Annotated in this window: 9 protein-coding genes and 4 tRNA genes; 10 read left to right on the plus strand and 3 right to left on the minus strand. The window is 60.5% G+C overall.

Going from position 1 to position 13,087, the window contains the following annotated elements; translation table 11 throughout:
• Positions 1-80 precede the first annotated feature (80 nt).
• On the plus strand, positions 81-1,094 hold the full coding sequence (locus tag LSO07_RS00240) for a D-2-hydroxyacid dehydrogenase family protein (protein WP_151091734.1): 1,014 nt from the start codon (positions 81-83) through the stop codon (positions 1,092-1,094).
• Here LSO07_RS00240 and LSO07_RS00245 read toward each other — a convergent pair.
• Positions 1,082-1,855, minus strand: coding sequence for an L-asparaginase (locus LSO07_RS00245; RefSeq protein ID WP_151091736.1), 774 nt, complete (start codon positions 1,853-1,855; stop codon positions 1,082-1,084). The two genes, LSO07_RS00240 and LSO07_RS00245, sit on opposite strands and share 13 nt — an antisense overlap.
• 178 nt (positions 1,856-2,033) lie before the next feature.
• Here LSO07_RS00245 and LSO07_RS00250 point away from each other — a divergent pair, with 178 nt between their 5' ends.
• Positions 2,034-2,519, plus strand: coding sequence for an asparaginase domain-containing protein (locus tag LSO07_RS00250; protein ID WP_034781194.1), 486 nt, complete (start codon positions 2,034-2,036; stop codon positions 2,517-2,519).
• Positions 2,520-3,127: 608 nt separating this feature from the next.
• On the plus strand, positions 3,128-5,812 hold the full coding sequence (locus LSO07_RS00255) for a TonB-dependent receptor (RefSeq protein WP_225317129.1): 2,685 nt from the start codon (positions 3,128-3,130) through the stop codon (positions 5,810-5,812).
• 135 nt (positions 5,813-5,947) lie between these two features.
• On the opposite strand, the gene LSO07_RS00260 is transcribed toward LSO07_RS00255, so the two are convergent.
• Positions 5,948-6,844 (minus strand): recombination-associated protein RdgC, encoded by an 897-nt coding sequence (locus tag LSO07_RS00260; RefSeq protein ID WP_034754435.1) that lies wholly within the window; start codon positions 6,842-6,844, stop codon positions 5,948-5,950.
• Between the two features lie 118 nt (positions 6,845-6,962).
• Positions 6,963-8,117, minus strand: a complete 1,155-nt coding sequence (gene dinB / locus LSO07_RS00265) for a DNA polymerase IV (RefSeq protein ID WP_151093914.1) — start codon at positions 8,115-8,117, stop codon at positions 6,963-6,965.
• 185 nt (positions 8,118-8,302) lie between these two features.
• Here dinB and LSO07_RS00270 point away from each other — a divergent pair, with 185 nt between their 5' ends.
• From LSO07_RS00270 to LSO07_RS00300, 7 genes are all read left to right on the plus strand, one after another.
• The gene (locus LSO07_RS00270) at positions 8,303-10,462 is read left to right on the plus strand and encodes a S9 family peptidase (RefSeq protein WP_151091739.1); all 2,160 of its coding nucleotides are present in this window, start codon (positions 8,303-8,305) and stop codon (positions 10,460-10,462) included.
• A 99-nt stretch (positions 10,463-10,561) separates the two neighbouring features.
• Positions 10,562-10,637, plus strand: a tRNA-Val gene (locus tag LSO07_RS00275).
• Positions 10,638-10,691: 54 nt separating this feature from the next.
• Positions 10,692-10,768 (plus strand) — tRNA-Asp (locus LSO07_RS00280).
• A gap of 217 nt (positions 10,769-10,985) precedes the next feature.
• Positions 10,986-11,061 (plus strand) — tRNA-Val (locus tag LSO07_RS00285).
• Between the two features lie 57 nt (positions 11,062-11,118).
• A tRNA-Asp gene (locus LSO07_RS00290) sits at positions 11,119-11,195 on the plus strand.
• A gap of 112 nt (positions 11,196-11,307) precedes the next feature.
• Positions 11,308-12,405, plus strand: coding sequence for a hypothetical protein (locus LSO07_RS00295; RefSeq protein ID WP_225317130.1), 1,098 nt, complete (start codon positions 11,308-11,310; stop codon positions 12,403-12,405).
• On the plus strand, positions 12,396-13,022 hold the full coding sequence (locus tag LSO07_RS00300) for an ATP-binding cassette domain-containing protein (RefSeq protein WP_151091741.1): 627 nt from the start codon (positions 12,396-12,398) through the stop codon (positions 13,020-13,022). Before LSO07_RS00295 ends, LSO07_RS00300 begins: the two co-directional genes overlap by 10 nt.
• Positions 13,023-13,087 lie beyond the last annotated feature (65 nt).

The following is a 13,087-nucleotide window of genomic DNA, read 5'->3' on the forward strand; positions in this document are numbered from 1 at the left end:
GACTAATGTAGTAGGCTATTCAGCATTTCCCGTATCCTGTTATTTCCCTACCAAATCCTCACTAAAATCGGCCATCCACCATGAAAATTGCCATACTTGATGATTACCAGGATGCCGTGCGCGGCCTCGATTGTTTCCAGTTACTCGACGGCCATGAGGTCAAAGTGTTCAGCAATACGGCGCGGGGCCTAGGCCAGCTGGCGATCCGTCTGGCGCCGTTCGATGCGCTGGTGCTGATCCGTGAGCGCAGCAGTTTCAACCGGGCCTTGCTGTCGAAACTGCCGAATCTGAAACTGATTTCGCAAACGGGCAAGGTCAGCGGACACATCGATGTGCCGGCCGCCACCGAGCTGGGCATCGCCATCGCGGAAGGCATCGGCTCGCCCACGGCGCCAGCCGAACTGACGTGGGCGCTGATCATGGCGGCGCAGCGCAAGATCGTGCCGTACGCGCAACATTTACAGGAAGGGCTGTGGCAAACGTCATCTATCGCGCCGGCGCGCAACACGCTCGGCACGGTATTGAAAGGGCGCACCCTGGCGATCTGGGGCTACGGCAAGATCGGTCAATTGATCGCCGGCTATGGCCGCGCCTTCGGCATGACCATCCTCGTGTGGGGCAGCGAAGCGAGCCGCGCGGCAGCCGTGGCGGCAGGCGATACGGCGGCGACATCGCGTGCAGCCTTCTTCGAGCAGGCAGACGTGCTGAGCTTGCACCTGCGCCTGTCCGACAGGACGCGCGGCCTGGTCACAAACGAGGACCTGGCGCGCATGAAACCGACTTCCCTGTTCGTCAACACCAGCCGCGCCGAACTGGTCGCCGATGGGGCACTGGAAGCGGCACTGCCGCAGGGACGCCCGGGCGCCGCGGCGCTGGACGTGTTTACGGACGAGCCGCTGCCGCCAGGCTCGCCATTGCTGCTGCTGCCGAACGTGCTGGCCACGCCACACCTGGGCTACGTCGAGCGTGACAGCTATGAACTGTATTTCCGCTACGCCTTGCAAAACATCGTCGATTTTGCGCAAGGTCAATGCACGCGCCTGCTCAATCCCGAGGCATTGCAACACGCGCGGCAAGCCCCTCAGGAGCGCTGAAAGCCCTTCAACAAATCGGGCTCGCCCGTGATGCGGATGGCGGGTGCGGGCAGCACGTGCCGGCCGCGCCACAGGCCGGCCCAGCCGGGCGGCCAGGCGATGTCCGGCCCACCGTACGGTGCCACGCCGGCGCGCACGGCGACGACCGGCACGGGCGGCATGTCTTGCAAGGGCTCGCCTGGCGTGCGCTGCATGTCCAGGCTGTACATGTAATTGGGCAATAAAGCATCGCAGACGCGGCCAAACCAGTTGCTATGGTCGTCGTCGCGCCCTAGCGCCTGCGCCAGGCCTTGCGGATCGAAACGGGCCAGGGCATCGATCAGCTCGCCAGTGGTGGCGCCGGGCGTATCGCCCCAGCCCATCACGGGGTTGACGTTGTAATCGGCGCCCGAGCCGTACCAGCCTTCGCGCCAGGGCCGCTGCATCCAGTCGCGCGGCCCCGCAAACAAATGCCAGCGCCAATGCAGGCCGGACGGCTTGGGCCAGGAATACAGATACAGTTTTTGATAGCCAGCCTGGTGCAGCTCGCGCACCATGGCCATCAGGCGTGCATGCGGCATGCGGTCCGGCGGCGCGCGGCGAAACAGGATCGCTTCGCCATCGGCGAATTGCACGTCATCGGTCGACAGGTTCAGGTCCAGGGTCCGCGCTTCGCTGCCGAAACGGGCGGCAATCCAGCCCGTCAGCAAATTGACGGACGTAATCACCCCGTAGCCGCGGTGGCGGTGAAAAATGACGGTGCCGGGAGCGAGCGCTTTCATACGGAGTCGGGGTGGCAGGCAAACAAAGAAACCAGTGTACTCACAGATGGCCAAATTTTCCAGATGCGGCGCGGTAGCAGGGCGGCAGGCACGCTGCCCCATCTGCGGCGGCATTCACGCAACGGTGCCAATCCACGCTATCATGCGCGTCATTCTCCACTGACATCGTGACCACATCATGACTTTGCGCATACTCGCCACTGGCGGCACTTTCGACAAACACTACAACGAATTGAACGGCACCCTGGGCTTTTCCGACAGTCATTTGCCGGCAGCGATTGCCCGTGCGCGCATGACGGCGCCCGTGGCGCTGGAGCAACTGCCCCTGCTCGATTCGCTCGACATGCAGGATGCAGACCGCCAGCGCGTGCTGGCCTCATGCCGCGCGGCACAGGAAAAAGCCATCGTCATCATCCATGGCACCGACACCATGCGCGAAACGGCGCAAGTGCTGGGCGCGGCGAACCTGCAACAGACGGTGATCTTGACGGGTGCCATGATTCCCTACGAAATTGACAACTCCGATGCCTTGTTCAACCTGGGCTTTGCCTGCGGCGTGGCGCAAACCTTGCCAGCCGGCGTGTACGTGGCCATGAATGGTCAGATCTTTGCTTGGGACAATGTGCAAAAGAACCGCGCCGCCGGCGTATTCCAGCCCTTGTAAGCCGTTGGCAGAACAGGGGGCCAAAGCAGACCGGCACTCGTTCAGACTGACACTTTGTCACAATTTAACAAGCCCGCTTTCAGCGGGCTTTTTTACATTTTTTCACATTACATAAATTCTGCGAATTCACGGATTTCATCAAATTATTGCAGGCAAAACATTGAATTGCCAATATAATAATTTTATGTTGTAAAAAAACGCCATCGAACATTTTTAAAAACACAGATATCTTTAAATATAAAGCTGTGATTTAACAATTAAATTAAATATTCTTCTGTATCTATAATTAATTGCCAAATCCGACACGGTTGATATGCATTTTTTCTTGCTGAGACGACATAATGTTCGCCTCGACAAGTCAAAAGTGCATTTATAACAATATTGCGCTAAGTAGTCTTCCACTTCCCACCGACGTGGTTCCGCCTACCGTACACGAGCACCGCTGGCCATCTACCCGATGGCCAGAGCGGTGCTCGTGTACTGCTTGTCGTTATTAAAACTACTACGGAGTAATTGTTACAATGGCATTTAAAGAAAAAATTGGCGTACGCAGCGTACGACTGGCCCTGACCGTTCTGGCAGGTAGCGTCTTGTTCTCTGGCCAATCCATGGCGGACGAAGCAATTCAAAAAGTTGAAATCACCGGTTCGAGTATCAAGCGTATCGCTGTCGAAGGCGCACTGCCTGTGCAGCGCCTGTCGCAAGAAGCGATCGCCAAATCGGGCGCCACTTCGGTAGCCGACCTGATCCAGGCCCTGCCCGCCATGCAAGGCTTCACCATCGGCGCAGTCGCCGCAGGTTCCGACTCGGGTGGCAATACCAGTGCTTCGCTGCACGGTATCGGCGAAACCTACACCCTGGTGCTGTTGAACGGCCGCCGTATCGCGCCACAAGGCTCCGGCACCACGGTCAACCTGAACGCCATTCCGATGAGCGCCGTTGAGCGCGTCGAAATCCTGACCGACGGCGCTTCGGCCCTGTACGGCTCGGACGCCATCGCCGGCGTGCTGAACTTCATCCTGAAAAAAAACCAGCAAGGCGCCACCCTGGAAGCCACCTACGGCGGTCCGGAAGACAAGGGCGGCAACGCCTGGAACACCAGCGTCACCTACGGTTTCGGCGACCTGGACGAAGACCGCTTCAACGTGCTGGTATCGTACCGCCACGACGAGCAGTCGAAACTGGTAGCGACCGACCGCACGTTCGCCGATAGCTCGTACCTGAAATTCGCCCGCGGCGGCAAGAACTACATCTGGGACCGTACCAGCACCTCGGCCTCGCCGGCAGGCGCCACTGTTGCCTACAACAAGAGCACCACTTCGACGGCCTTCACACCGTATCTGAAACAAAACAACGGAAATTGCCCTGACAATTCCCACGTCACGACCAGCAATCGCAACGCCTGCGGCTTCGACACCGGCTCCACCGTGGAAATCGTGCCGCAATCGAAACGCGACAGCCTGTTTTCCAAAGCCACGTACAAGCTCAATGACAGCCTGAACGCGTTTGCCGAACTGGCCTATTCGCGCTACGACCTGACGGCGCGTATCGCCGCCAACCCGATCCCCATCTCGATCGCGCAAACGGTGAAAGACCCTGTCACCGGCGTTGAGAAGCTGGTGTTCAACAATCCGGCCGCCTACGCGAATTACGTGCAACCTTACCTGTCGCCAGCGCAACAGGCAGACATCAAATCGATCACGGCCAACTACCGCAGCACCGATTTCGGTTTGCGTGCAAGCCAGACCGTTACCCAAACCAAGCACATGGTGGTGGGCGTGGAAGGCGAACTGGGTGCGTGGAACTTCGAAAGCGGCCTGACCTGGTCGCAAAACTCGATCGACGAGCGCTACACCGGCGGTTACCAGAAAAACCAGGCCTTCAAGGACATCCTGGCCAATGCGGACTTCGATCCCTTCGCAGTAACGCAAAAGCCATCCGTGCAAGCACAGATCGCCGGCGCGCAATTCATCGGTTCGGTGCGTACCGCCTCGACCACGATGCGCGGCGTCGACACGCACGGCTCGCGTGAATTGTTCTCCTTGCCAGGCGGCAAGGCCAGCCTCGGTATCGGCGGCGACTACCGCACCTACCGCTATGAGCAGTCGCCAGGCGCCACCGGCGACGACATCTACAGCTTCAACACGAAGGCCGCCTACGACATGAGCCGCGACACCTACGGCGCCTTCGTCGAGTTGCTGGCGCCGCTGGCCAAGTCCTTCGAAATGACCGTTGGTGGCCGTTACGACGCTGTCAAGGCGATCGATGACAAGCTGAACAACAAAACTGTCGGCAAAAAAGATAGCGCCAATACTTACAAGGTATCGGCACGCTGGCAGCCAGTACAAACCGTGCTGATCCGCGGTTCCTACGGCACGGGCTTCAAGGCGCCAAGCATGCTGGACATTGCCCAGCCACTGGTCACTGCCGGCTTTACCGCCAAGAAATTTGATTGCCCATACCCAGGCACCAAGCTCTGCCGCGGCGAAACCACGCAATACAATGCCATGTCGGAAGGCAATCCTGAACTGCAATCGGAAAAATCGAAACAGTTCACCCTGGGCTTCCGTGTCGAGCCTAGCGCCGCCTTCTCGTTCGGCGCCGACCTGTGGGACGTAAAACTGCGCAATGCCGTCTCGGAAATCACCGAAGAGCAGGCATTTGCCGATCCGGTCAAGTACGCCACGAGCTTCACGCAATATGTCGAACCGTCGACCGGCAATGCCTACTACGCGTTCAAGAAACTGTCGGTCAACATCGGCAAGAAGGAATACCGCGGTATCGACTGGGATCTGTCGGCCAACCACAAGTTTGACTTCGGCAAGCTGACCGCCCAATTGAGCGGCACGCACATGTTGCATGCCAACTACACCAAAGCAGGCAGCGACAACGTGTACACCAGCAACATGAACTTCTTCGGCGACACCAACGAAGTCACGTTCCGCAACCTGATGAAGCTGACGACGACCCTGGATACGGGCCGCCTGAGCAACACGGTAACGGTCAACTACCGTAACGGCTACACCGATGCAGCCGCGACCGTGTATGACGTAGCAGCCGCAAAAGAAGTGAAGGGTTTCCGCCTGCAAGTACCGTCGTACACCACGTTCGACTGGCAAGCACGTTTCGCCTTTGACAAGCAAACCACGATCCGCGCAGGCATCAAAAACCTGTTCGACCGTGCACCACCGCTGTCGCTGCGCGCTTCGTCGGGCCACCAGGTCGGCTTCGACCCACGCTACGCCGATCCAATGATGCGTTCGTTCTACATCACCGGCAACTACAAGTTCTAATTTGACGTCGTAAATTAGCTGGTCTCGAAAGCGCCTTGCACTTTACCGTGCAGGGCGCTTTTTTCTTGCGCCCGCAGATTGCACAGGCGAAAAAAAAGGAGCCGCAGCTCCTTTTTCGTCACAGCATGACCGCGCTTACGCCGTCGCTTCGCCGCCCAGGGCTTCGACCACGTCGGCCATCAGCTTGCTCAGTTCGCCCGTCATCAACATCACGTCGCCGTCGAAACGCTCTTCGTCGTTCTTCGTGCTCGATTCCGTTTCCTTGATCACGTCCAGCGGCTTGACGCTCTTGATGGCCAGCGATTCCGTCAGCACGAACGAAATCTTGTCGTTCCACGTCATCGCCAGGCGCGTGCACTGCTTGCCGGCCGCGATGTGGCGGCGCACGTCGTCCGCTTCCAGGGTGTGGCGCACGTAGCGCACAGTGGCCTTGCTTTCGCCCGTGGCGCGCAATTCCGTATCCATGTCGACCGTGAAGCCGGCAGGCGCGTCGTCGGCCTGCAGCCATTCCGTCATCACCGCCACGGGCGAGCGCTGCACGCGCAGGCTTTCCAGCGGCAATTTGTCGACGGCTTTCAACAGCAGCTTGATGACTTCATCGGCCTTTGCCGGGCTGGCGGCATCGACCACCAGCCAGCCATTGACGGGGTCGATCCACGTCCAGACGTTGCTGCGGATGCTGAAGGCGCGCGGCAGCAACTCGTCGGCCACGCGTTCCTTCAATTCCTTCATGGCTTTCTTGCCAGGCGCAAAGCCTTGCGCTTCTTCCATCTCGGCAGCGCGGGCCTTGGCCACCTGATTGATGACGGTCGCTGGCAGCAGTTTCTTTTCCGTGCCCAGCAAGATCAGCATCTGCTTGTTGACCACGTGGACCAGGCCGCCGTTCGGGCGTGGCGTATCCCAGCCCTGGCGCATCAGATCCATGCTGGTCGCCGGCGTAAATTTGTTCGAGGACAAGGCCTCTTCCAGTTGTTCTGGCGTATAGGCCCATGGTGCGGGCAGGCGGTAAATCTGAAGATTCTTGAACCACATAGTTTTTGTCTTCCGTTTGTTTCAGTAGTGCCAGGGGAACGCCATTCTACACTTTCGACACGGGAATGCCGTCAAAAGCGCGGACTGGCGCGGTGTTGTTGATGCATGGGGAATGCCGCTACAGGGCGGGAAACAGCTCCGCCTGGGCCGGCGCCTGCCGCGTCACGATGGCCGGATCGGACAAGGTCGAGATGCGCACGCCCAGCAGGCGGATTTTCTTTTCAAATGGCACGCGCCGCAGGCAATCGCGGCTGGCGCGCAGGATGGCGGCGGCGTCCGCCGTGGCGCTGGGCAAGGTGATGTCGCGCGTGACGGTGCTGAAATCCTCGAAGCGCAGCTTGATGCCCACCGTGCGACCCGCCAGCGATTGCTTGTCGAGGTCGCCCGCCACGCGCGTGCACAGGCTTTCCAGCTTTTCCGACAGGGTGGCGCGGTCGCGCACCACCTGCAAGTCGCGCTCGAACGTCGTTTCGCGGCTGACGGACTTGGTTTCCCGGCTCGTCTGCACAGGCCGGTCATCGATGCCCAGCGCCGCCTGGCGCAGCCAGCCCGTGTACAAGTCGCCAAACTGCGTGCGCAGCATGGCCATGTCGGCCCGGGCCAGCTCGCCGATGGTGACTATTCCCAGGGCCTCCAGCTTGGCCGTCGCCTTCGGGCCGATGCCATTGATCTTTTTCGCCGGCAAGGGCCACACGCGCGCTTCGATATCCTCGGGCTGCAAAATGGTGAGACCGTCCGGTTTTTCCAGGTCGGAACAGATTTTTGCCAGCAATTTGTTGGAGGCCAGGCCAATCGAACACGACAGGCCCGTCGCCTCGGACACGGCCGCCTTCAGGCGCGCCGCCATGGCCGGCGCCTGCTCGCCATACTCCGTCAGGTCGACATAGATTTCATCGATGCCCACGTTCTGGATGATGGGGCACAGCTGGGCCACGGCCTGCTTGAAGCGCGCCGAATACTCGCGGTAAGCTTCGAAGTCGGCCGGCAACAGGATGCTGTCGGGCGCCAGCTTGGCCGCCTTCATGATGCCCATGGCGGAAAACACGCCAAACGCGCGCGCCGCATAGGTCGACGTGGTGACGACGCCGCGCCCCACGTAATCGCGCATGCGCGCAAACTGCCGTGTGCCATCTTCCTGCAACACGGGCTGCTGCAAGCGCCCGCCTCCGATGACGACGGCTTCGCCGCGCAGTTCCGGATATTTTAATAGTTCCACTGAGGCAAAGAAGGCATCCATGTCCAGGTGGGCAATCCAGCGGCGGGTTTCAGGCAATGTAAGGGCAGATGTGGTCAAGGGCACCTCGCGGCGGGATGCGGTCGGATACTGTAATTATATACAGTATCACTGCAAATGTCCGTGGATGCAAGCCCCGGGACAGTATTGACTGAAATCATGATTGGCTTTTCTATTTAGCAAGAATAGAATCGCTGCACAACAACGAAACCTAGGGAGTTGCCTTGTCCACAGCACATCACGCTTCGCGCCGCCGGTCCGCCTGGTTATCCATCCTGCCGGCCCTGCTTCTGTCCACGCTATCGCCATCCGCGCTGGCCGACACCAGCCCCCTCGCCAACGCGCCTGTCGCCGCCAAGACAGCCTGGCAGGAAACGCGCCACGGCACCGTCGTCACGGACGACTACCGCTGGCTGCAAAAGAAAACCGATCCTGCCGTGATCGATTACCTGAATGCGGAAAACGCCTACACGGCCGCCGTCACGGCCCCGATCCAGCCGCTGGCCGACAAGGTGACTGCGGAGGTCAAGGGCCGCATGCAGGAAGTGGACCTGTCCGTGCCTGCGCGCCAGGGCAATTTCTACTATTACACGCGCACGGAAGCGGGCAAACAATACCCGATTCACTGCCGCCGCCCCGTCGGCACGAACGGCGCCTACGATGCGCAGGCGGCTGAGGAAATCTTGCTGGACCAGAATCAATTGGCCGAAGGCCAGAAGTTCTTTGCCGTGCGGGCATTCAGCATCAGCCCGAATGAACAGTTGCTGGCCTACACTACCGACACGACGGGTTTCCGCCAGTACGAGCTGCATGTCAAGGACTTGAAGACGGGCAAGTTGCTGGGCGATACCATGCCTCGAGTCACGTCCCTGGCCTGGGCGGCGGACAATGCGACCCTGATGCTGACGCAGGAAGACGCCACCACCAAGCGCGCGGACCGATTGTTCCGCCTGCCGCTGGGCGGCACCTTGCAGCAGGTCTACCACGAGCCGGTGGAACAGTTCGCCATCGGCGTAAGCCGCACGCGCGACCATCGCTACTTTGTGCTCACCGCGCGCAGCACGGATACGAGCGAAGTGCTGCTGCTGCCAACGAGCACGCCGCAAGGCACCTTTCAATCCGTGCTGAAACGTGAAAAAGGCCACCGCTACGGCATCGAGCACCGCGATGGCCAGCTGTATATTCTGACCAACAAGGAGGCGAAGAATTTCCGTGTCGTCAGCGCGCCGCTGTCCGCGCCGCAGCCGAAGAACTGGAAGACCGTCGTGCCGCACAACAAGGATGCCGTGATCCAGTCCATCGACGTCTTCCAGGGCTACCTGGTGGTGATGGAAAAGGCCCGTGCCCTGAACCGCGCGCGCATCCTTGATTTCGCGCATAAAAATTGGAAAACGGTGCAGTTCGACGACCCCGTCTACCTGGCGACCTCCGTCGGTACGCCGGAATTTTCCTCCACGCAATTTCGCATGTCCTACCAGTCGCCCGTCACGCCGCCCACCATCATCGACGTCAGCATGCAAGACGGCAAGCGCACGGTGCTGAAGCAGCAGGAAATCGTCGGCGGCTTTGACGGCAGCCGCTACACCACGCAGCGCCTGTGGGTGAAGGCGCGCGATGGCGTGCAAGTACCGCTGTGGATCGTCTACAAGAAAGGCGTCAAGCTCGACGGTTCCGCGCCGCTGCTGCTGTACTCGTATGGTTCGTATGGCATTTCCACGGAAGCCAGTTTTGCCATCAGCCGCATCAGCCTGCTGGACCGTGGCGTCATCTATGCGCAGGCGCATATCCGTGGCGGTACGGACATGGGCGAAGCCTGGCATGAAGACGGCATGCTGATGAAGAAGAAAAACACCTTCAATGACTTCATCGACAGCGCCGACTACCTGGTGCGCGAAAAATGGACCAGCCCGAACCGCCTGATCATCCAGGGCGGCAGCGCGGGCGGCTTGCTGATGGGCGCCGTCGTCAACATGCGCCCGGACCTGTTCCACGCCGTGCATGCGGCCGTGCCGTTTGTCGACGTGATGAACACCATGATGGACGCCAGCCTGCCGCTGACGACGGGCGAGTACCTGGAATGGGGCGACCCGAACCAGAAGGCGGCCTACGATTACATGCTCAGCTACTCGCCGTACGACAACATTGCGCGCAAGAATTACCCAGCCATGCTGGTGACGACGGGCCTCAACGACAGCCAGGTCATGTACTGGGAACCGGCCAAGTATGTGGCCAAGCTGCGCGCGTATAAAACGGATGGCAATCCCCTGCTGCTGAAAACAAATATGGGCGCCGGCCACGGCGGCGCCTCGGGCCGCTATAACGCCATCGCCGAGAATGCGTTCAATATGGCGTGGATGCTGTCGCAATGGGGTATTACAGAGTAAAGTGAAAAAAGCGCTTGCAGAAGGATTTCGCCCGTCCTATAATAGCGCCTCTTCCAGACGTGGTGACAAACGTCGGGATGGTTTTCTGAGACAAGCAACGGGTGCTTAGCTCAGTTGGTAGAGCGGCGCCCTTACAAGGCGTAGGTCGGGAGTTCGAGCCTCTCAGCACCCACCAAATCAGAAAACTGTCCAGTGCTTCATGGATCAGCAATACAGATCATACGAGCTTGGAGTGGTAGTTCAGTTGGTTAGAATACCGGCCTGTCACGTCGGGGGTCGCGGGTTCGAGTCCCGTCCGCTCCGCCAATAAAAGAAAAGCCCTTTGGTTCTCTGAACCGAAGGGCTTTTCCCATTTCAGAAGCAGAAAAAGCGTCAACCCTCCCTCGCCCCGAATATTTTTGCGTTTTTCAGCAAAAAAAAGCTTTTATCCCATAAGAATAGTTGCACAAGCACGAAAGCGCCCCCTATAATAGTGCCTCTTCCAGACGTGGTGACAAACGTCGGGATAGTTTTCTGGGTATGCGGGTGCTTAGCTCAGTTGGTAGAGCGGCGCCCTTACAAGGCGTAGGTCGGGAGTTCGAGCCTCTCAGCACCCACCACCAATACAGAAAATTATCCAGTGCTTCATGGATCAGCAACACAGATCATACGAGCTTGGAGTGGTAGTTCAGTTGGTTAGAATACCGGCCTGTCACGTCGGGGGTCGCGGGTTCGAGTCCCGTCCGCTCCGCCAATAAAAGAAAAGCCCTTTGGTTCCCAGAACCGAAGGGCTTTTCCCATTCTGGGAGCGCAAATGCACTAGAATCAGCGCTCTTGCTGACTCTGCCGCTCCTGCCTTGATGCGCTTGCCCCGTAGTACTCATCCCTATATCGCTCTGCGGCTGCGCCTGGCCCATCATGCTTTGCTGCAATTTGCCGCCAGCCTGACCAGTTCCATGGAAATCTTCTTTTTCCTGGCCGGCCCCGTCTTGCTGGGCTTGCTCAGCGTCATCGCCTTGCCCGGCTTTCTCGCCGTGGGCCTGCCCTGGCCCGCCGCCCTGGGCCTGCTGGGCGGGCAAGCGTTGCTCACATGCCTGCCCGCCTGGCTGCTGCGCAAGCGATTGTTGCCGGCCCCCCTCGCCGCCTGGCTGCGCCAGCTGCCCTTGCCGCCGCGCCTGCGCTGGCAAGCCGACGTCGCCGTGGCCGGACTGCTGATGCTGCCGCTGGGCCTCGCCTATGCCGTCTCGGCCAGCATCTGGCTGGCGCAGTCGCCTCCCTGGCTGCGCCCGATTGCCGCGCCCGGCATCGCTGCCACCATCACCGTCTGGCTGCTGGCCTGGCTGTTGACAACGCTCATCGTGGCGCAGCGCCTGCGCGCGCCGCAGCCCACACAAAGGGCACGCCCGCCAACGATGACCGCGTATGTGCCGCAACGGCCCCGCTGGCGCACGGTGTTCCTGTGGCGTCAGCTGTTCTGGCTGCCGTTCTGGCGCAATGACAATGTGATCGGCCTGCAGCAAAGCGTGCTGCTGGCCACGGCTGGAACCAGCATGCTGGCCTGGCTGCTGCACACACCGCTCGTGCCTGCGCCACTGCTCGGTTTGCTGGCCAGCGCCAGCCTGGTCATTCTGACGGACCGGGGCGACAAGGCCGTGCGCGAGCAGATCGCCGTGCTGCGCCCCACGCTGAACGCCTGGCCCATGGCCAGCACGGCCTTGACGCGCCTGGCTTGCGCGGCCAGCCTGCTGCCGCCGTTTGCCGTGCTGCTGGCAGGCGCCGTCTTGCTGTACGCCACCGATCCCGCCGCCCTCCAGCGGCGCGTCACCGGCGTCTACGCCATCACCGCCAGCCTGGCCCTGCTGGCCATCGTTGGCCTGCCCCGCCTCACGGCGCGCGGGCGTGTCGCCCTCGTCATCCTGTCCATCCTTGCCTTGAGCGCCATCGGAAGCGAATTATGGAATTGAACCTGTCGTCCCCCACCCTGCAGATCGAACACCTCGATTTCCACTTCCCCACGCACAGCGTCTTCCAGGGCTGCAATCTGCAATTCGGCCCCGGCATCACCTGGCTGCGCGGCGCGAACGGGGCCGGCAAGACGACCTTGCTGAAGCTGGCAGGCGGCGCCCTGCTGCCCGCGCGCGGCGCCATCCGCCTGGACGGTATCGACAGCGGCTTCATGCCGCTGGCCTACCGCGCGCAAGCCTTCTATTGTGGCGGCGACGTGCCAGCCCTGCCCTGGCTGCAAGTGCACGAATTTCTCGACCTGCACCTGGCCCTGTATCCGGGCAGCGACCAGTCCCTGCTGAACGACGAGCTGAGCGCGTTTGCCATGACGTCGACCTTGCAGCAAAGCATCAACGCCCTGTCCCTGGGCCAGCATAAAAAACTGCAACTGGCGCTGGCCCTGGCCTTGCCCGTGCGCCTGCTGCTGATCGATGAACCGTTCAACGGCCTCGATGCGGCGGCCATGCTGCACCTGCGCGCGCGCCTGGCCGATCCGGCCCGCCTGGCGCGCCAGTGCATCGTGCTGACCAGCCACCTGGCGCCGGATGTGCCGCTGGCAGCCACGGTGGAAATATAGACAGGAAATACAGCTTTGCAGATCGACCAAGGACAGCTTACGATGCCGTGTTGCAAAATCCGGCG

Origin of the sequence: Janthinobacterium sp. PLB04, assembly GCF_021165895.1 — a bacterium.
In the GTDB taxonomy this organism is placed as follows: domain Bacteria; phylum Pseudomonadota; class Gammaproteobacteria; order Burkholderiales; family Burkholderiaceae_D; genus Janthinobacterium; species Janthinobacterium lividum.